The sequence below is a fragment of the Rhodococcus sp. NPDC056506 genome (assembly GCF_042794945.1).
In the GTDB taxonomy this organism is placed as follows: domain Bacteria; phylum Actinomycetota; class Actinomycetes; order Mycobacteriales; family Mycobacteriaceae; genus Rhodococcus_F.
In genome coordinates this window covers 14066-34496 of sequence record NZ_JBHTSW010000004.1, presented here as the reverse complement: position 1 = coordinate 34496, position 20431 = coordinate 14066, and the positions used below count along the sequence as shown (strand labels likewise).

Here is a 20431-nt window from a genome sequence, read left to right as displayed (position 1 = left end):
CAGGCAGAACAGCACAGAAGGAGCCCCGTCATGGCGTTCTATCGACAACTCGGCAACATTCCACCGAAACGTCACACCCAACACCGTGACGAGTCGGGCAACCTCTACTACGAAGAACTGATGGGTGAGGAAGGTTTCTCCTCCGACTCGTCGCTGCTCTACCACCGCGAAATTCCGTCGGCCATCGTCGACGCAACGGTCTGGGAACTGCGCGACCAAAGCACCACGCCCAACCACCCCCTCAAACCCCGCCATCTGAAACTCCATGCACTGTTCCCCGAGAGCATCTGGAACGAGACCGACGTGGTAACCGGCCGTCGTCTCATACTCGGCAATGCCGATGTCCGACTCTCCTACGTGGTTGCTTCCGCACCATCCCCCCTGTACCGCAATGCAATCGGTGACGAGATGGTCTACGTCGAGTCCGGCGAGGCTACCGTCGAGACCGTCTTCGGCACGCTCGACGCCCGCGAGGGTGACTACGTCCTGATCCCGATGTCCACGACCCACCGGTGGATCCCCAAGGGCGACAAGCCACTCCGCGCTTACGCCATCGAGGCGAACAGTCACATCGTCCCGCCCAAGCGCTATCTCTCCCGCTTCGGCCAACTGCTCGAGAACGCACCGTTCTGCGAGCGAGATCTGCACGGACCGACCGCGCCCATGATCGCCGAAGGCATCGACGTCGAGGTACTGGTCAAGCACCGTACGTCGGCAGGCATCGTCGGAACCCGAATGGTGTACCCCACGCATCCTTTCGACGTCGTCGGCTGGGACGGCTGCCTGTACCCGTACACCTTCAACATCTCGGACTACGAGCCGATCACGGGCCGCGTTCACCAGCCGCCGCCGGCACATCAGGCGTTCGAGGGGAACAACTTCGTTATCTGCAACTTCGTACCGCGCAAGGTCGACTACCACCCCCTGTCGATCCCGGTGCCGTACTACCACTCCAACGTCGACTCGGACGAGATCATGTTCTACTGCGGCGGTGACTACGAGGCACGCAAGGGTTCCGGCATCGGGCAGGGATCGATATCGATTCATCCCGGCGGCCACGCTCACGGCCCACAACCCGGCGCGTACGAGCGAAGCATCGGCGCCGAGTTCTTCGACGAACTGGCCGTGATGGTCGATACGTTCCGGCCGCTCGAATTGGGCGAGGGGGCATTGGCTTGCGAAGACGGTGCCTACGCCTGGAGTTGGGCGGGACGGGGGCCGCAGCAATGACGGTCATCTCTCCCCTCCTTCGCGGCCTGTGTGACGACGCAGCACTCTTCCCACCCGGCAATGCTCCTCTCGCCGAGGCAGTTTCGGCCCACGGCGCCTACCTGCAGGCGGACTACGACGCACTGGTCGGGCCCTTCGTCTTTCCCGCACCGCGATTGAGCGAACTGGCCGCGTATGTTTCGGCAGACAACCCGGTGACGCTGAGTCTGACCGTGCCGGCCGGCCCAGCCGATACAGCGGCCGCGCTGTCGAATGCGCTCGCCATCCGTGGCGTTCACGTCGCCGCCGTCGAGGTGGGAATTCCTGACGGGCTGGACGCCGATGCGGCCTTCGAGGAACTCGCTCGTGTCCATGCCGCTCATCCCGACGTCGATATTTTTGTCGAGGTACCCCGCGGTGATCGGCGCGCGGACTATCTGACAGCTCTCGAAACTGCCGGGTACTCCGCAAAGTTTCGAACCGGCGGGATTGTCGCCGAGGCGTACCCGGACGAGGAAGAGCTCGCAGATGCGGTGATATCGGTTGTCCGAGCAAATATCCCGTTCAAGGCAACCGCGGGACTGCACCACGGCGTGCGCAACACCGATCCGGAAACAGGCTTCGAGCAACACGGCTTCCTCAACATCATGGTGGCCGTCGATGCTGCGAGACGGGGCGCCGGTCGTTCGGAAGTTGTTGCCGCACTGGCGCAGCGTGATCAAGATTCAATCGCGCGAATCCTGGCCGGATTGACCGAGCCCGAGGCCGGCGAGGTGCGTCGCCGATTCCTCTCGTTCGGTACCTGCAGCATCTCGGACCCTCTCACCGAGCTAGAAGGGCTCGGATTGATCGTCCGCTCCGACAAAACCGAAGGAACACTCGTATGACCGTCACGACCATCGACATTCCCGCCGACTCACTGTTCGGGCTCGACAATCTGCCGTACGGGGTCTTCTCCCCCGCGGGAGGGTCGCCGCGCATCGGTGTACGGGTCGCCGACTCGGTGGTCGATCTCGCAGCCACACTGGGTGATTCCGTCTTCTCCGAACCGACCCTGAACGCATTCATGGCCCTAGGCCGAGATCAGTGGATATCTGTGCGAAACCGGATCTCGGAACTCGTGACCGGTGAAATAGACTCGGATGCAGTGTTTTCCGTCGACGCGGTGACACTGCACTTGCCGATCGCCGTGGCCGACTACGTCGACTTCTACGCCTCGGAGAATCACGCAACCAACCTCGGACGGCTATTCCGTCCCGACGCCGCGCCTTTGATGCCGAACTGGAAGCACCTTCCCGTCGGATACCACGGGCGCTCGAGCACCATCGTCGTCTCCGGCACCGACATCGTTCGTCCCTGCGGACAGCGGAAGGCACCCGATCAGGAAAGCCCGGACTTCGGACCGTCTCGTCGCCTCGACATCGAAGCCGAGATGGGGTTCATCGTCGGAACTCCCTCGAAAATGGGCGATTCCATCACCCCGGACGAATTCGCCGAGCACGTCTTCGGCGCTGTCGTCGTGAACGACTGGTCTGCGCGAGACATCCAAGCGTGGGAGTACGTCCCCCTCGGTCCGAACCTGGGGAAGAGCTTCGCGACGTCCATTTCGCCGTGGGTCGTACCGTTGCTCGCCCTCGAAGCAGCCCGAATCGACACTCCGGTGCAGGACCCCGAACCGCTCTCCTACCTGCGCGGTGAGGAGAAGTGGGGACTGGACATCGATTTGGCCGTCGAATGGAACGGCCACGTCGTCTCGCGACCGCCCTACTCGCAGATGTACTGGTCGCCGGCGCAGATGCTCGCGCACACCACTATCAACGGCGCGGCGGCCAGTACCGGCGATCTCTTTGCGTCCGGAACCATTTCCGGACCGGACAGAGATCAGCGGGGCGCCTTCATCGAGCTGACGTGGGGTGGCAAGGAACCTGTGGCTGTGGGCTCCGAGACCCGTACTTTTCTCGAAGACGGCGACACCATCGCCATCTCGGCCACCGCTCCCGGCGTCGGCGGTTCACGAATCGGCTTCGGGGATGTTCACGCTCGGATCCTGCCTGCAACTCAAACCGGAAGATAGCGATTGACAACTGTTTGATTCACGCTGATCTGATGTCCGGAATTCCTTGCCTCACGATTCTCCGAAGATAAGCTGGACTAACCATCCAGAGCGATCGAGAGTCCTGGCTCCGTGACGTCGCAGCAACCCCCTCAGCTGAGGTGCGGGTGCTTTCTGCCAGGTCCGATGGAGGACTCGTGCCCGGCGATCGACCCCGTACCTCAGTGGGGACAGCAACTGTCATCGTGATCGTGGGCGGTGGTCCCCGCGGTACCGGCGTACTCGAGCGGATCCTCGCTCACGAATCGGTGGACGCCGATCCCACACCGATCGACATTCATGTTGTCGACCCGTATCCGGCAGGTGCCGGCCGTATTTGGCGAGGCAGCCAGGCGCCGCTTCTGTGGATGAATTCGACGACCGCAGACGTCACCATGTTCACCGACGAGACCACCGCAGTGACCGGTCCGGTACTTCCGGGTCCGACGCTCGCGGAATGGGTCGCCGAGAACTCGGCAGAGCTTGCCCACTTCCCTGAAATCGCGGCAGAAGTGCCGACCGTCACGCCGTCGTCGTTTGCATCGAGGTCATTGCAGAGCCGGTACCTGAACTGGGTGTTCCAGACCGCGGTCGACTCTGCTCCAGCGCACGTCGATGTTCGGGTTCATCGACGATCCGTGGTCGACATCGTGAACGTGGGCGAAGTACAGAATGTTCATCTGGACGACGGCGTTGTCATAGAGGCGACGGCCGTCCTTCTTGCACAGGGGCACCCGGATGCGTTGGCTGCTCCGCGCGAAACCTCACTGAGCGGCTTCGCGTCGGAGCACGGGTTGACCTATGTAGGTCCGGGATACACCGCCGACCTCGACGCCGATGTCATTCCAGCAGGCGAGCCGGTACTGATCGCCGGACTCGGGTTGGCTTTCATCGACTGGATGGTTCTACTCGCCGAGAGCCGCGGCGGCGTTTTCGAACGCGGTGACGACGGCGCCCTCACCTACGCTCCCTCGGGTCGGGAACCATTGTTGTATGCCGGATCTCGTCGCGGCGTGCCGTATCACTCCAAGATCTCGTACTCGATCGCTGACGCCCGGCCACCGCTACCGCGGTTCTTCACCGCTGATCTTGTTCCCGGCGACGGGCCTTTGGATTTCCGAAACGACATCTGGCCGCTCGCGTCGAAAGAACTGGCAGGCGCCCACTATCACGAACTGTTCGCCTCGCACCCGGATCGGACGGTGGGCACCTGGGAGGAGTTCGACACCGAATTCGCCTCGCTGGCTTGGGGATCGCCTCGATTGCAGGAACTGGTCGAGAACGCGGTCCCGAAGCCGGAAGACCGTATCGATCTCGAACGGCTCAACCGCCCACTCGGCGGTGAGCGCTACGACGGACTTGCCGAGGTCCAATCTCGGATCACCGAATACATCTCGGCAGACGTCGCACGCCGGTCGGACCCGTATTTCAGCGCCGACGCAGCTGTCTTCTCAGCGCTGCTGTCGACGTACATGACTGTCGGAGAATTGTTGCGGCGCGGCAGAATCCCGGCCGAATCCGTAGCCAAGGACGTCGAGGGTTGGCTACATTCGTTCTTCAGCTTCATTGCCAGTGGTCCGCCGCCCGAGCGTCTGGAACAGTTGGTCGCCCTCAACGAGGCCGGCATCGTCCAGTTCCTCGGGCCGGATTCGGTGTTCTCCACCGAGATCGACCCGGCAACGGGAGCAGGGATCTTTGTCGCTCGCAGTGCGTCGCACACCGATATCGTGGCCGCGAATACCCTCGTCGAGGCACGCTTGCCGGTCGCTTCCATCAGCGCGAGCGGTGACTCGCTCCTGCGGACACTTCACGGGCGGGGCGAGGCAGTCGAACTACGCGCCACCGCCGACAGTGCTGCGAAGCTCGCCGTCGACGGCACGTCGCGAATTCTTCATCAGGACAACACTGCTCATCCTCGCCGCTTTGCTGCTGGGCCGTGGGTTGCCGGACACAACTGGTCGGCGGCGTTCCCTCGCCCGCGCACCAATGCAGGGTTCTTCCGGCACAACGACGCTCTGGCGGCGGAGATTTTGGGCGCTGCGCGCCTGTGAGCGGTTAAGGAGCCCAGAGACTCCCTAACCGCTCACGGGGGCTGTGCCCCTAGCTGAACACCAACTCACCCTCGTCAACCGCGACGGTGATGCTGCCACCCTCTTCGAGGAGATCGTCGAGCAGCATGTCGGCGATCTTGTCGTCGACCACTCGCTGGATCGAGCGGCGCAACGGCCGGGCCCCGAACTCGGGCTGGTGCCCGTGCTCGGCGATCCAGTCCACCGCGTCGGCGGTGAACTCGATCTCGATGCCCTTGGACTGCAACCGCTTCCGGCTGTCGTCAAGCAACAGATCAGTGATCCGGTGCAGTTGCTCGGTGTCGAGCTTGCGGAAGATCACGATCTCGTCGATGCGGTTGAGGAACTCCGGCCGCATCGATTCGCGCAACCTGGCCATCACGCGGTCGCGCAGTGGCTTCTCCGCCGACTCTGCATCACCTGTGGTGAAGCCGAGTCCACCGGACTTGCTCGAGATGATGTCCGAGCCGAGGTTGCTGGTCATGATCACTACGGTGTTCTTGAAGTCCACCGTGCGACCCTGGCCATCGGTCAGACGCCCGTCGTCGAGTACCTGGAGCAAAGTGTTGAACACGTCCGGGTGCGCCTTCTCGATCTCGTCGAGCAGAATCACCGAGTACGGGTTACGACGCACTTGTTCCGTGAGCTGTCCTGCCTCGCCGTAGCCGACGTATCCGGGAGGAGCACCGACCAATCGGCTGACCGTGTGGCGTTCCCCGAACTCACTCATGTCGAAGCGCAACATCTTGTTCTCGTCACCGAAGAGTGTGGCAGCCAGAGCTTTTGCGAGCTCCGTCTTACCGACACCGGTAGGCCCGAGGAACAGGAAGCTGCCGACGGGGCGATCAGGATCGCTCATACCTGTCCGGCTACGACGCACCGCACGAGCGATGGCGCGAACGGCATCATCTTGTCCGATGACCCGACCGTGCAGTTCCTCCTCCAGACGGCGCAGGCGATCCTTCTCTGCCTGAGTCATCTGGCTGGCCGGAATACCCGTGGCGCGAGCGACAACTTCGGCGATCTGCTGAGCGGTCACGTCCGGAGTTTCCTCCGAAGGAACCGAGGATCCCGCCTTCTCGAGACGCTTTGCGACGCCGTTGATCTCGTCACGAAGGGTAGACGCCTTCTCGTACAACTCGTCGGCGACGGCTTTTTCCTTGTCGCTCTCGAGCTGCTCGAGACGCTGCTGCAGGGCAGCGGTGTCTACGGTGGCCGTCCTCAAACGGAGCCTGGCGCCGGCCTGGTCGATCAGGTCGATTGCCTTGTCCGGCAAGAACCTGTCGCCGATGTACCGTGCCGACAGCTCCACCGCAGCGGTGATCGCCTCGTCGGTGTAGTGCACCTTGTGGTGATCCTCGTAGCGACTGCGCAGTCCGCTCAAGATGGCGATCGCGTCCTCGATCGACGGCTCTCCGACCTGTACGGGCTGGAAGCGCCGCTCGAGCGCGGAATCCTTCTCGATGTTCTTGCGGTATTCGTCGAGCGTGGTGGCGCCGACGATGTGCAGTTCACCGCGAGCGAGCTTGGGCTTGAGGATGTTTCCGGCATCCATCGCGCCTTCGGCACCGCCGCCTGCACCGGCGATGGTGTGCATCTCGTCGATGAAGACGATCAGCTCGTCCTTGTGTGCGGTGATCTCGTCGATCACCTTGGTCAGCCGTTCCTCGAAGTCACCGCGGTAGCGGGTACCCGAAACCATGCTCGACAGTTCGAGCTGGACGATCTTCTTGCCCACCAACGATTCCGGGACGTCCCCGTCGACGATGCGCTGGGCCAGCCCTTCGACGATGGCAGTCTTGCCGACGCCGGCCTCACCCACCAGGACCGGGTTGTTCTTGGTACGGCGGGAGAGGATCTCGATGGTCTGTTCGATCTCGTCGGCGCGGCCGATCACCGGATCGACGCCGCCGTTGCGAGCCCGATCGGTGAGATCGACGCCGTACTTGTCGAGCGTCGGAGTGGTGGACTCGTCCTCCACTGGACCGGCCGCGGGATTCTGAACAGCGGCCTGCAGCTTCTCCGGCGTGATACCGGCGGAAGCGAGCAGGCGACCCGGGACATGATCGGGGTCACCGGCCAGTGCGATGAAGAGATGTTCGGGGTCGATGTACGTCGATCCCAGGGCTCGGGCCAGTTGATGTGCCTCGAGTAAAGCAGTTTTGACGGCGCTGCTGAGCGCGGGAGCTGAGTATGCACCCTGCTCACGGCCTTGTGGCAGTCGCAGGTCGACGGCGTCGACCACGGATTTCGGGTCGGCTCCGGCGCGCTGCATGAGCGTGCGGACCGGATCCTGCTCCGCCATGACGCGGAGAACGTGCAGTGCATCGAGATCCGAATCACCGCGAGCAGCCGCTACGCGTGCAGCGTCAGCCATGAGTTGCTGGGTGGCCCTGCTCATGAGCCGGGAAATATCGATGCGACCGGGACCCTCGGGCCCGAAGAATGCTGGCATTCCGAAGCCTCCTTGCAGAAAGTTGAGCGTTACTGACTCAATTAACGTGCATGGGGCTCGATCAATTCCCGTGGGCTCAGATTTGTTTCAACACACTCGGGACGAAGATCGTTCTCAACTACCGAAAGATCCGGTAGATCGACCGACCGGGTACGCCTCGATGTGCATGATCACCGACCCCTCGCAGGGACCACTCTTGATGTCGGTACGCCACGAACCCTTCAGGCTGCCATCGGGCTGAGGTGTGTAGTACGCGTCCGAGTGTGCCGGCGCCCACACCTTGGGTACACCCTCACCCTGGTAGCAATCCCACTCCCAGTCATAGGGGTGCACCCAACTGGTTCCGTCCCAGGTGTATTGCGCCGGCTGCGGCAGAGTCGGATTGGCGGGAGCCGGCCCGCCCACCACAGTGGCAACACACACTCCGCCCGAGCAGTCCGTCTCGAACGTGTACGTATCGGAGAAATCCGGCTCCCATTGGCCGGCGGCCAGACTTGTACCCGTCTTGGTCGCGGCGAAGCGCTTGAGCGAGTAATCACCGGACCAGTTCGCATCCGCCGCCCCCGCAGGCATCGCCCCTGCGACAAACCAAGCAGCAACCAGCGCAACCACCGACAATGACTTCCGCATGCGTGAAGTGAATCACAAGCGATGTCCAATTTGTCGGACACTGGCCACAAGAACACCGACCACGATGAGCACCAGCGCCACCAAGGGCAACGCTCCCGCACCCCTGTTCGCCAAGATCAGGCCGCCGACGACGCCACCCGCTGCGATCGCCGAATTGAAGATCGTCACGAAAACCGATTGTGCAGTGTCCACCGCGTCACCCGTCGTTTCCGCGAGCGCAGTCTGAAGGAGAGTGGGAGCGCCTCCGAATGCCACACCCCATACTGCAACGCTGAGTGCGATCACTGCGAAGTTCTCGCCGCCGACACCCAAGGCCGTCAAAGCTGCGGCAAAGACCACCAAGCTCAACACGGTGAGGCTTCGAAGCGCCCGGTCGACGAGCACCCCGACCACACCGATGCCCACGAAGGCGAAAAGTCCGAACACGAACAAGACGATTCCCAACCGATCGCCGAAACCGATGCGATCCAGGAACGCCGCCAGATACGTGTACACAATGTTGTGCGCGAGGATCCACAAGAACGCGACAAGGAGAATCGGTCGTACGCCCGGCAAGACCAGGACTTTCCGCACCGACAGCCGCCGATCCGCTTGTTGCCCGGGAAAGTCCGGCATCACTGCGAGTATCCACACCACCAGAAGTAGCGCAGAACCCGACATCAAGGCGAAGACGACGCGCCAATCGGCCAAGGTCCCGAGCCACGCCCCCATCGGAACGCCGATTGCCAACGCAATCGGCTGTCCGACTGAGGCAACCGCAACGGCCCGCCCCTGCAGGTGAGGGGGCGCCATCCTACGTGCGTACCCGGCAAGCAATCCCCACACCACACCTGCCGCCATGCCCGCCAGGAACCGAACACCCAAGGTGAGAACAAGATTCGACGACAGCGCTGTCACCAGATTGAAGACACCGAACCCTACAATCGCCGACACCAGGACCGCGCGCCGTCGCAATCCCCGCGTCACTGCGATCAGCGGTACAGCCCCGACGACAGAGCCCAACGCGTATGCAGTGACCAATTGCCCGGCGCCGGAGACAGATACGGACAGTCCTGACCCGATCTGCACCAGTAGTCCGGCCGGCATGGTTTCGGTTGTGATCGCGATGAAACCTGCCATTGCGAGTGCCGACAACCCGGAAAGCGGTAGTGTCCGGACGGAATCGGTCTCCGCCAGTGCCGAAGTCGCAGTCCCGTCAGAAGTCACAGTCCCGTCCGAAGTCGCGCTCACCTCGTCGGTGTTTCGGGACTGCCTTCGCCCGACTGGCCGGAACGAACCAGTTCTGCAATCGACGCCCAGTCCATCTCGCCCTGACCGTTCGCCAGAGCCTGAGTGAGCACGCCTCGAAGTACGCCACCGAACGGCAAATCCAGATTGACGCTGTCGGCGGCGTCGAGCGCAAGCCTCAGATCCTTGAAGCCCAGGGCTGTGGTGAATCCCGCAGGCTCGTACTGACGCGACGCGACGAGGTTTCCGTAGCTGGAGTAAACCGGCCCCGGGAAGATCGTGGAGGTCAGCAATTCTACGAGTTGGCTTCCGTCCACACCTGACCTCTCCCCCAATGCGATTGCCTCACCCAAGGATTGAATCGCGGAGAGGATGAGGTAGTTGCCGATGATCTTGACGATGTTGGCCTGCTCCGGACGCTCACCTTGTGGCCAGGTGCGAGCCCCGATGACGTCGAAGAACGGCTGTACTCGTTCGAGAAGGGCACTGTCGCCACCGGCGATGATGTTCAACTGACCAGCCTGAGCAACAGAAACGCGTCCGAACACCGGCGCCGCGATGTAACCGATGCCGTGCTCGGCGTGCAGTGCGGCGGCGCGCTTGGCAAGATCGACGCTGACGGTGGCCATGTTGACGTGCACGGTTCCACTCGGAACGGATGCGAGTACGGCGGGATCCAGAATGGCCGTAGACACGGCCGAATCATCCGCCAACATCGACAGCACCACACCGGACTCGAATGCCTCGGCAACGGTTTTCGCGCCGGTCGCCCCTTCCTCGACCAGTTCGGTTACCGCTTCAGGGCTGCGATTCCACACCGTCACGTCAAACCCTGCGCCCATCAGATTTCGAGCGATGGGACGACCCATCGCGCCCAAACCGACCACGGAAACAGAAGTCATGGATTTCCCTCTCGAAAGTGTTGAACCATCTAAGACGGTTCAACACTCTCATACAGGTACAGTTGGTGTCGAACCGGTTGAGATGGTTCACCACGAAGGAGGGCGAAAGTGAACGAAGCAGGAGCTGATGAATCCGCTCGGGACGTCTTTCGACTCGACAACGACACGCTCGCGTTCCGCTTCACCGCCACCCTCACCAATCGAAACGGCTCGAGGTTCGAGCGACTCACGAGCCCGCAGCGGCTCGAATTATGGTTGCGCGCCAACGATCTGATGAACACCGCGGCAAGAGCAACGACAGACGACCTCCACGACGCGCAGGATTTACGTGAGTCCATTCATCGCATTGGAACCGCCGTGTGCGAGAACCGCCAGGCTTCACGCGCCGATGTCGCGATCGTCAACACCGCATCCGAACTCGGCAGCGCCCACCTCACCCTTTACGGCGGCCGAGCCCTCTGGAAATCGACCGGAGACAATCCGGTCCGCGACGCCCTGTCGATCGTGGCAGCCGACGCGATCGCGGTACTGGGCGGTCCCGACCGCGACCGCGTCAAAGCATGCCAAGGCGACGGGTGCACCGGCCTCTACGTCGATACCAGTCGCGGCAACAACCGACGCTGGTGCTCGATGAACATCTGCGGAAACAAGGCGAAGAAATCCGCGATGACCGCGCGCGCCGACTAGCTCATTTCACCTTCGCCGCCTCTCGATTTCACCGCTTCTCGATTTCACCGCCTCTCGATTTCACCGCCGCTCGATCCCACAGCTTTTCGATCGGGGTCGACAAGAGGAGAAGAAGCAACGGGAAGTACGACGTCACCGGGACAAACACACTGACGAGCAGTGCCACCAGCATTATCAGGACGGTGACGATCTCGGCCGTGAAGTGCGGCTGTGCACTCTCTTCGCTCAACGACGGGTTGCGGACCAGACCCCACGCGACCACCGCCAGGCACGCAGCGCTGGCGGCCATCGTCCCGATGTAGAGAGCCCTGGTTCCCAGGTCCTGAGACGGCGCTGCAACCAGCGCCGTCGGGAAGGGCAAGAACACGATCGTCAGTACCCACAACCCCAGCCCGCGCACGACCACCTTGTCCCCGTCGATCACAAAACGAAGTAGTCGATGCTGCGACCACCACAGCCGGAAGATCACCAGAAAGCTCAGGGCGAAGGAGCAGAATTGCGCCGCGTGCTCGCGCAGCAGCTCGGACGTGGTGCCGTGGTGGTCGCTGGTCAATTCGACCAACGGCAGGACGAGCAGCGTGATCGCGATGGCAACTATCGCGTCGATGAAAGTGACGTAGCGCTCGAAGTAGCGGGTTCGTTCCTCGATCTCAGCCATTGCGGAAGCATAAGCCTCGCAACAAGAAACAGACCGGTGACGCCACTTTGGAGAGTCGATATCCCGAAACATACAATTAACGAATCAAATTCGTTATACCTCTTGACCGAGCCCTCGGCCGTCCCCATACTTAACGAATCACATTCATTAAGTGACTCGCATCACGCCATCAGGGGTCGGTTCCGCCACCCCCTTCAGGACTTGGGGTTGCCCTAGTGCCAAACAACGCTTCTGCGAATACGAAGTCAGACCGGGTTCCACTCACCACCAACCGCGGTGTTGCCGTCTTCAGCATCGGCGTCATGGGGTTCATCACCGCGAACCTCATCCCATTGATGATCGTGGCAATGGTCGATGACCTCGGTGTCACCGAATCTGCCGCTGGTGCCGTCCTGACCGCGTCGCTGCTGGTCTGCGCGGGCACCTGCCTCGCCACCACGCGGATCGCATCGGGTCCGCGTCGTCACCTGCTCGGCCGCATCAGTCTGATCGCGATGGCGGCTGCATTCGGCGTCGCGGCCATCGCACCGACCACGGCAATCGCGTGTGCGGCGATCATCATCGGCGGCGTCGGCGCTGGTGGCGCCGCATCCGTCGGTGGCGCGGCATTGGCAGCGCTCACGAACCCGGACCGGGTATCAAGCATCAGCGGACTTGTGAATCGGGTCGTCGTCACAGCGGTCCTCGCTCTCATTCCCATCCTCGGCACACATATGACCAACGCCTTCGGCATCGTCGCGGTCCTGGCGCTTGCCACCGCCGCGACGGTGACCTGGTTGCCGTCATCCCCGGTGAAAGAGTCGCCGGAGGCGACGAAGTCCGCCAAGGCGACCACAACTCTCCCCGCCGGGGTCAGCGCGAAACGACTCACTTTTGCCGGGACCGCCTTCCTCGCGATGCTCGCCGTCTGGGCGATCAGCGAGGACTCACTGTGGGCAGTACTCGGCATCATGGGCTCGGAGCACGCCGGACTTTCGGACCAACAGATGGGGCTCGCGCTGAGCGCATCAACGGCAGGTGGTGTCCTCGCGGCAGTTGTCCTGACCGCGCTGGGTTCCCGCGTCAGCCGGACAGTGTCGATCTCGGCACTCCTGATCCTCGGGGCAATTCTGAAGCTGTCGGCTTGCCTCGCAACCGATTCCACGATCTACCTCATCCTGGTGATCGCCTGGAACACAACCTACGCGGCAACGTTCATCGTCTTGGTCGCCATCTCGGCGGCCCTCGACGCCGCCGGCCGATGGTCCGCCCCACTGCTCGGTACCTACCTCATCGGTTCCGCGTTTGCGCCGTTGTTCGGCACTTCGGTGACTGCGAGCCTCGGCTATCCGACCTTCGGAGTCATCATCTCGGGGATCAGCTTCGTCTTGTTGGTCCCGTTCGCCTTGGTATCGCGGCTCTCCGCACGTACCGAGGGTGCGTATCGTCACCACAGCGCCGCCATCACTACCACCGTCATCGCGTAAGGATCACGTAGAAGTCATGAATGACAGCATCACTCACTACCGAAACGGAAAGATCTTCACGGCCGCCGAGGACGGGTGGGCCGAATCGATAGTCGTCGAGGGCCAACAGCTCAGGTTCGTGGGCCAGACCGTCTATGCCGAAATCCTGGCTCCCAACGCCGAGGTGGTCGACCTGGAAGGTGCGGTCGTGCTCCCCGGTTTTGTCGACGCCCATACACATTTGGTCATGATGGGATTCGCGCTGCAGAAGCTCGATCTCCTCGATGCCACCGATCTTGCCGACATTCAGTCCAGCATCCGGCAATTCGCGGAATCGAACCCGGACGCGCCGCGCCTGTTGGGTCGCAGTTGGTTGTTCTCGGCGCTGAACGGAGAGCACCCCACGCGAGAGATGATCGACGCCGTCGTACCCGATCGCCCGGTGTACCTCGACGCCAACGACGTACATTCGGTCTGGGTGAACACCGCAGCACTGCGAGAACTCGGCATCGACGCGGACACTCCCGATCCGATCGGCGGTCGTATCGGCCGGGATCCGGACACCGGAGAAGCCACCGGAATGCTGTACGAGACGGCCATGATGCTCTACGTCTGGCCGAAACTGGCGGAACTCGCTTCGGACGAGGACCGGGACGCCGCCCTCGCGCTCACGTTCCGCCACTATCTCGAGGACGGCGTGACCGGTGCGGTGGACATGGCCCTCGGCGCGGACGAATTGGCCGCGCTGGAAAGAGCTTTGGACGCCGGGAACGGCACCCTCCCGCTACGAGTCGCGGCTCACTGGCTGATGACCCGCGAAGACAACGAGGCCGACAACGTGCGGCAAGTTCACCAGGCCACCGAACTCCACAAACGCATCCAAGGGCCGTGGCTCCGCATCGCCGGAATCAAGATCATCATCGACGGAGTGATCGACAGCTGCACTGCCGCAATGAAAGAACCCTACTCGAACGGCACCAACGCCGAGCCCATCTGGGATCTGGAGTCCTTGATCCCGGTCGTGACCGCAGCTGACGCCGCCGGCCTGCAGATCGCCATGCACGCGATCGGCGACGAGGCGTCGGAAATCGGATTGACTGCACTCGAGTACGCGATCGCCGCCAACGGAGACATTCCCCGCAGGCACCGAATGGAACACTTGGAGTCCATCACGCGAGACAACGTCGAACGGCTGGCCCGCCTGGGCATCATCGCCTCGATGCAACCGGTTCACGCTGACCCTGCGATTCAGGAGAACTGGCAGGCGATGCTCGGCGACTATCGCGTGAATCGCGCGTACCCCTGGCCTGAATTCACCGAGGCCGGAGCGATTCTGGCGTTGGGTTCCGACGCTCCGACGGCGCCTCACCCGCCGCTGCCGAACATGTTCATCGCCACCACCCGCCGATCCGCAATCGATCCGTCACTGGCACCCAATCTGCCGAAGTACGCCCTCCCCCTTGCGGATGCGTTGGCCCACGCAACTCGTGACGCTGCCTACTCGTGCAGATGGGAAGATGTGACCGGCCAACTGGTTCGGGGTAAATCAGCCGATTTTGTCGTGCTGAAACAAGATCCGTTCACCGAAGGGGCCGATTCTCTCCTGACCACGGAGATCGCAATGACCGTGGTTGCCGGATCCGTGCGATACGACGCCTCAGAAGTCGTCGACACCGAAGCCTGATAGCCGATCGTTACCAGTTGTTCGATAACGCAAGCGCATATCCCGGCGACAGAACGAAGGAGGGACGTGAACACGTGAACCCATACTCTCTGGAGGACGCATGCGCAGGAAAGCTCCGATTTCGGTCGTCGCCGCGGCCATTGCACTGGTGACGGCCACTGCCCTGACGGTCGCCGGTTGCGGGTCGACCGAAGGAACACCTGAAGCGGCGAGTTCAACGACAGCAAGTTCGGCGGCGGCGTCTTCGACGGCAAGCGAATCCGAGACGACGGTAGCGAGTTCTCCCCCGCCACAATCGGACACCCGCACAAGCGCATCCACGACAGCAATCCCCGCTTCGGGTCCCTGTCTCGACGTCGGCTCTCCGCTCGTCACCGATGCCATCAGCACGCTGGGTACCGACGTCAACGGAGGTAACTGGATACCGACATCCTCGAGCGAGGAGCAGGTCGGTAATTGCCCTGACCTGCTCTGGGTTTCGGTCGACGGCGACGGCGTCGGCGATGCTACGTATCAGACACACGTTCTGTTCTTCCGCGACGGAACCTACCTGGGCACGGCTACCAGTAAGCCGTATTCATACACACACGTCATCGACAGCAACAAGGATTCGGTATCCGTCCAATACCGATGGCTGCTGGACGACGACGCGTTCTGCTGCCCCCAAGGAGGACCGAACATCGTGAACTTCACGTGGAACGGAAGCGCCGTGGTTGCCGACGGGCAGTTCCCGCCCTCCTGAACCTGTCTACGCACGATTCGGCTCCGAACACAACTGTGCCCCAGCAACAACGGTTGCTGGGGCACAGTTTCTTCGAGCTACTCGCCGGCGCTCCTACTCACCGACACCGAGTTCACGCAGGCGAGTCTTGTACAGCTCGATGTTGCCGAGCTTGATGTCCTCGTAGCCACGAACCACGTCCGGCAGTGCCGCGATCTCGACGGCGCGATCGTATCCGTCGGTTGCGAGCGTACGAGAGAGGTCAGCGATCATGGCCTCGTACTCGGCGAGCAGTTCACGCTCGACCTTGCGGACGTGCATGTAGCCGAAGGGGTCGAGCTTGGTGCCGCGAAGCTTCTTGCCCTTGGCCAGGACCTTCAGTGCAACATGCGACTTGGGTCCGAGACCGATCTTCTTCTTGCGGCCCATCACTCGAAGGATCGGCGGGTGGAGCTTGTAGGTCAGGTTCTCCCCGGCCGGCACCTGAGACTTGACGTCCTCGATGAATGCGGGGTCGACCAGCATACGAGCCACTTCGTACTCGTCCTTGTACGCGGTGAACTTGAACAGGCCGCGGGCAACCGCTTCGCTGAAGTCGGTCCGCTCGGTTGCGGCACGCTCGGCAGTCCAGACTGCCTGGACCTGATCGATGTAACGCTGGGCGATCTTGACGGACTGGAATTCGATGAGCTGCGCAGCACGCAGTTCCACCAGTCGCAGGGTTTCACCGGTGAAGGTGGTTCCGGCGAACATGTGAGCCGGTGCGACAACGGGTTCGCGGACGGACTTGGCCGGCGTGGTGACGGCCGAGAATGCAGCGATGTCGGCAATTGCTGCGCGACCCCAACGGAATGCTGCGATGTTCGCGTCCACGGCAACGCCGTTGATGCCGATCGCTTCTTCGATGGCCTCGGCCGGCAGACGAAGTCCGCCGCTCTGGTAGGCCGCACCGATCAGTAGGAAGTTGGCAGCTGCGGTGTTACCGAACAGCTCCTGCGCCGCTGCGAGGGCGTCGAAGGAACGCAGGGTGCGCGACACCTTGTCGAGGCGGGCGAGGAGTGAAGTCTCCTCGGGGTAGCGAACAGCCTTGTCGTAGACCATGTCTCCGGTCGGCGTCTGCGACGTCGACGCGATGGAGACCGTCTTCTCGGAGTTGCCGTAGTCGAGGTTCTTGTTGTCCGTCGCGGTCAGCAGGTCGAATGCGACGATGCAATCCGCACTGCCCGGGGTGAGGCGGTTGGACGGCTCGAGCGCGCTGGAGCTGAAACGCAGGTGCGAGACGACGGGTCCGGCCTTCTGGCTCAGTCCGATCTGGTCAAGGCTCTCTACCTCGAGGCCTGCGCGCAATGCAGCAGTGGCGAGCACCTGGTTGACGGTCACGATGCCGGTTCCGCCGATACCCGCCAGGAAAACGTTCTGCGTGGTGGTGAGCGGGCCGAAATCAGGATCTGCGACGACCGGCGGGACGGGACGTGCGGCCTTGGGAGCCTTCTTGCCCGGTACCAGTTCGACGGTCACGAACGAAGGGCAATCGCCATCCATGCAGGTGTAGTCGGTGTTGCAGGACGTCTGATCGATCTTCGTCTTGCGGCCGTACTCGGTGTCCACGGGCTGGACCGAGAGGCAGTTGGACTTGACGCCGCAGTCACCGCACCCCTCGCACACCGCCTCGTTGATGACGACGCGAGTGTTGCGAGTGGGCAGCGTGCCGCGCTTGCGCTGACGACGAGCGTCGGCCGCACAGTGCTGGTCGTAGATCAGCACTGTGACGCCCTTGATCTCGCGAAGCTCCTTCTGAGCCTCGTCGAGGCGATCGCGGTGCCAGAGCTTGGTGCCCTTGGCCAGTGCACGCTTGCTGTGACGCGAAGGCTCGTCGGCGCAGATGATGATCTGCTTGACGCCCTCGGTGGTCAGCTTGTGGCTGAGTTGAGCAACGGAGAGGGCACCTTCCGCGTCCTGCGCACCGGTCATCGCCACTACCTCGTTGTAGAGCAACTTGTAGGTGATGTTCACGCCTGCAGCGATGCACGCCTGGACAGCCAACTGACCGGAGTGGAAGAAGGTGCCGTCGCCGATGTTCTGGAACAAGTGAGGCACGTCGGTGAACGGTGCCTGCCCGATCCACTGGCTGCCCTCGCCGCCCATCTGCGTCAAACCGGTGACAGCGCTGTCCTCACGGCCGGACATGGTGACGAGTGTGTGGCAACCGATTCCGCCGCCGCCGATGGAACCCTCGGGGATAGCGGTGGAACGGTTGTGGGGGCACCCGCTGCAGAAGTACGCGGTTCGCTTGGCGGAGAGCACGTTCAGCGACAGCGGGGCCGGGAGGGTGCGCTTGAGCTCGACGTGCGGCTTGAGTACGCGGCGCAACGGGGCCAGCAGCCGACCTGCGGTCAGCTCACCACTGGCAGGCATGAGCAGACGGCCCTGGCCGTCGCGCTTGCCGATGATGCGTGGGGCATCGTCGGTGCCGTACAGGACTTCCCGGATCTGAGCCTCGATGAACGCGGTCTTGTCCTCGACCACGACGATCTGCTCGAGACCTTCGGCGAACTCGCGAACCTTCTCGCCCACAACGGGATAACACATGCCGATGCGGAGGAGGCGGATACCCGCGCGGTGCAGCGCGGCGTCGTCGACACCGAGGTCTGCCAGCGCCTGGCGAACGGAGTCGAAAGTTGTACCGGTGGCCGCGATACCGATCTTCGCACCGGACGGGTTGACCTCGATGACGTCGAGATTGTTGGCAGTTCCGTACGCGTGCACCAGATCCCATCGCGGGCCGTACAGATCGGCCTCGGCGATGACGCTGTCCGGCGGCGCGGCCATCTGACGCTGCTTGTAGACGAAGGGCTTGCCCTCGAACTGCACCTCCGGAACCACGATGTCGAAGTCCGCGATGCTGCCGTCGATCGTCCAGGCACCGTCGGCGACGTCGGCGACGATCTTGAGCGCCACGACACAACCGGACACACGCGAGAGTGCAACAGCGTGCATACCCATCGTGATGATCTCTTCGGCATTGCGCGGGAACAGAACCGGCACACCCATCGCGGCAAGCGAGCGCTCACTGACGGCAGGAACCGTAGATGACTTCGACGCCGGGTCGTCGCCCACCAGGAGGACGACGCCACCCTTGGGGTTCACGCCGTACATGTTGGCGTGGCGAATGGTGTCGGTAGCGCGGTCGACGCCGGGGCCCTTGCCGTACCAGACGCCGGTCACGCCGTCATGGGTCGCGGTTCCTGCGGGGAGGTCCGTCTGGCTTCCCCACACCGCGGTGGCAGCAAGTTCCTCGTTGAAGCCGGGGATGAAGGTGATGTCGTGTTCTGCGAGTACCTTCGGCATGCCGTGAAGCATCTTGTCGACGCCGCCGAGCGGGCTGCCCTGGTAACCGGACACGAAGGTGGCAATACGCTTACCTGCCCGAATGTCGCGAACGTGCTGCTCGACGAAGCCGCGTGCAATTGCCTGAACACCGGTCAGCAGCACCGGTCCCGATCCCGACCGGTACCGATCATCGAGGTCATAGGGCTTGGCCTGGGCTACGCCCGACACCAGTTCAGTCATCGTGGACCACCGTTCCGTCTGCAGTGCATTTCAACTACCGTGCATTTTCAACAACCGCGTAACTCGATCTGTTCAGATGATCGTGGTCGAGGTATGTGAAAGCGTCAACAGAGGCTTGTTCAACTATTCAAATTGACAATTTGTGAGCCAAATCACGTGACCTAGGTCATCGAATCAATCAGTTGGAGACCCGTTCGTGGCGATACGGCGAAACGGACATAAAACATTCCCGACAATGCATCCCGAGAACATTCTTGACATTGACGCAACGTCAACTTGCATGCTGAATGAGCACAACCGATCCGAGAGTAGGAACTCCACGTGAGCGAATGGTCCATCCAAGAACTCGCCAAATCCGCCGGTACCACCAGCAGAACGCTGCGTCACTACGGCGATCTCGGACTCCTGGAACCGAGCCGCATCGGCGCCAACGGCTACCGCTTCTACGACGAAGACGCCCTGGTGCGGTTGCAGCGCATCCTGCTGCTCCGAGAACTCGGACTCGGATTGCCGGCCATCGCCGAAGTCCTCACCGGTGAACGCGACACGGCCGCCGCGCTGCGTACCCACCTCGAACTTCTCGAGCAAGAGCGCACGCGGATCTCGAGACAGATCGAATCGGTCAACAGGACCTTGAACAAGACGAAGAAGGGTGAATCACTCATGCCGGAAGATGTTTTCGACGGGTTCGACCACACCCGATACAAGGACGAGGTCATCGAGCGTTGGGGCAAGGACGCCTACACCAGCGGGGACAACTGGTGGCGATCGATGTCCGAGCAGGACCGGAAGGCGCATCTGCAGACTCAAGCTGACATCGCAGAAGCATTCGGCACCGCACTGACAGCCGGTCTGTCCGCGGATAGCGACGACGTCCAGTCGATCACCAAGAGACAGTTCGAGTGGATAAAAATCGGTTGGCAGGGAAGGACTCCCAGCGCCGACGCCTTCACCGGACTCGGACAGATGTACGTCGACGACCCTCGCTTCACTGCAAACTACGACAAGTACGGCGAAGGCACCGCTGTGCTGGTCCGTGATGCGATGAAGGTCTACGCCCAGCGCAATCTGCACTAACCGGC

General features: G+C 62.4%; 15 protein-coding genes. 9 read left to right on the top strand and 6 right to left on the bottom strand.

The window, feature by feature from the left end; all coding sequences use genetic code 11:
* The first annotated feature begins 30 nt into the window (after nt 1-30).
* From ACFQ6H_RS05570 to ACFQ6H_RS05555, 4 genes are all read left to right on the top strand, one after another.
* On the top strand, nt 31-1230 hold the full coding sequence (locus ACFQ6H_RS05570; protein WP_378532145.1) for a homogentisate 1,2-dioxygenase: 1200 nt from the start codon (nt 31-33) through the stop codon (nt 1228-1230).
* Nucleotides 1227-2096, top strand: a complete 870-nt coding sequence (locus tag ACFQ6H_RS05565) for a hypothetical protein (protein WP_378644577.1) — start codon at nt 1227-1229, stop codon at nt 2094-2096. The genes ACFQ6H_RS05570 and ACFQ6H_RS05565 overlap by 4 nt, the downstream gene beginning before the upstream one ends.
* Nucleotides 2093-3283: a fumarylacetoacetase gene (gene fahA / locus ACFQ6H_RS05560; protein WP_378644574.1), complete on the top strand. Its 1191-nt coding sequence runs from the start codon at nt 2093-2095 to the stop codon at nt 3281-3283. The genes ACFQ6H_RS05565 and fahA overlap by 4 nt, the downstream gene beginning before the upstream one ends.
* Before the next feature lie 176 nt (nt 3284-3459).
* A complete protein-coding gene (locus ACFQ6H_RS05555; RefSeq protein WP_378644571.1) occupies nt 3460-5352 on the top strand; it encodes an FAD/NAD(P)-binding protein in 1893 nt (630 codons plus the stop codon).
* Between the two features lie 49 nt (nt 5353-5401).
* On the opposite strand, the gene ACFQ6H_RS05550 is transcribed toward ACFQ6H_RS05555, so the two are convergent.
* The 4 genes from ACFQ6H_RS05550 to ACFQ6H_RS05535 all read right to left on the bottom strand — a co-directional run bounded on the left by ACFQ6H_RS05550 (nt 5402) and on the right by ACFQ6H_RS05535 (nt 10584).
* Nucleotides 5402-7825, bottom strand: coding sequence for an ATP-dependent Clp protease ATP-binding subunit (locus ACFQ6H_RS05550; RefSeq protein ID WP_378644568.1), 2424 nt, complete (start codon nt 7823-7825; stop codon nt 5402-5404).
* Nucleotides 7826-7939: 114 nt separating this feature from the next.
* Nucleotides 7940-8455, bottom strand: coding sequence for a hypothetical protein (locus ACFQ6H_RS05545; RefSeq protein WP_378543081.1), 516 nt, complete (start codon nt 8453-8455; stop codon nt 7940-7942).
* Between the two features lie 12 nt (nt 8456-8467).
* On the bottom strand, nt 8468-9661 hold the full coding sequence (locus ACFQ6H_RS05540; RefSeq protein WP_378644565.1) for an MFS transporter: 1194 nt from the start codon (nt 9659-9661) through the stop codon (nt 8468-8470).
* 20 nt (nt 9662-9681) lie between these two features.
* Nucleotides 9682-10584, bottom strand: a complete 903-nt coding sequence (locus ACFQ6H_RS05535; RefSeq protein ID WP_378644563.1) for an NAD(P)-dependent oxidoreductase — start codon at nt 10582-10584, stop codon at nt 9682-9684.
* Between the two features lie 108 nt (nt 10585-10692).
* Between ACFQ6H_RS05535 and ACFQ6H_RS05530 the strand changes: the two genes are divergently transcribed.
* On the top strand, nt 10693-11271 hold the full coding sequence (locus tag ACFQ6H_RS05530; protein ID WP_378631489.1) for a CGNR zinc finger domain-containing protein: 579 nt from the start codon (nt 10693-10695) through the stop codon (nt 11269-11271).
* Between the two features lie 28 nt (nt 11272-11299).
* On the opposite strand, the gene ACFQ6H_RS05525 is transcribed toward ACFQ6H_RS05530, so the two are convergent.
* Entirely contained in the window at nt 11300-11929 is a 630-nt protein-coding gene (locus tag ACFQ6H_RS05525; RefSeq protein WP_378644560.1) for a TMEM175 family protein, read from the bottom strand.
* 215 nt (nt 11930-12144) lie between these two features.
* Here ACFQ6H_RS05525 and ACFQ6H_RS05520 point away from each other — a divergent pair, with 215 nt between their 5' ends.
* The 3 genes from ACFQ6H_RS05520 to ACFQ6H_RS05510 all read left to right on the top strand — a co-directional run bounded on the left by ACFQ6H_RS05520 (nt 12145) and on the right by ACFQ6H_RS05510 (nt 15800).
* On the top strand, nt 12145-13395 hold the full coding sequence (locus ACFQ6H_RS05520; protein ID WP_378644558.1) for an MFS transporter: 1251 nt from the start codon (nt 12145-12147) through the stop codon (nt 13393-13395).
* A gap of 16 nt (nt 13396-13411) precedes the next feature.
* A complete protein-coding gene (locus tag ACFQ6H_RS05515) occupies nt 13412-15058 on the top strand; it encodes an amidohydrolase (protein ID WP_378543069.1) in 1647 nt (548 codons plus the stop codon).
* Between the two features lie 100 nt (nt 15059-15158).
* The gene (locus ACFQ6H_RS05510) at nt 15159-15800 is read left to right on the top strand and encodes an LppP/LprE family lipoprotein (RefSeq protein WP_378543067.1); all 642 of its coding nucleotides are present in this window, start codon (nt 15159-15161) and stop codon (nt 15798-15800) included.
* 93 nt (nt 15801-15893) lie between these two features.
* Here ACFQ6H_RS05510 and ACFQ6H_RS05505 read toward each other — a convergent pair whose 3' ends face one another.
* Entirely contained in the window at nt 15894-19349 is a 3456-nt protein-coding gene (locus tag ACFQ6H_RS05505) for an indolepyruvate ferredoxin oxidoreductase family protein (protein WP_378644555.1), read from the bottom strand.
* 321 nt (nt 19350-19670) lie between these two features.
* Here ACFQ6H_RS05505 and ACFQ6H_RS05500 point away from each other — a divergent pair, with 321 nt between their 5' ends.
* Nucleotides 19671-20426: a MerR family transcriptional regulator gene (locus ACFQ6H_RS05500; RefSeq protein WP_378644553.1), complete on the top strand. Its 756-nt coding sequence runs from the start codon at nt 19671-19673 to the stop codon at nt 20424-20426.
* The last annotated feature ends 5 nt before the right edge of the window (nt 20427-20431 follow it).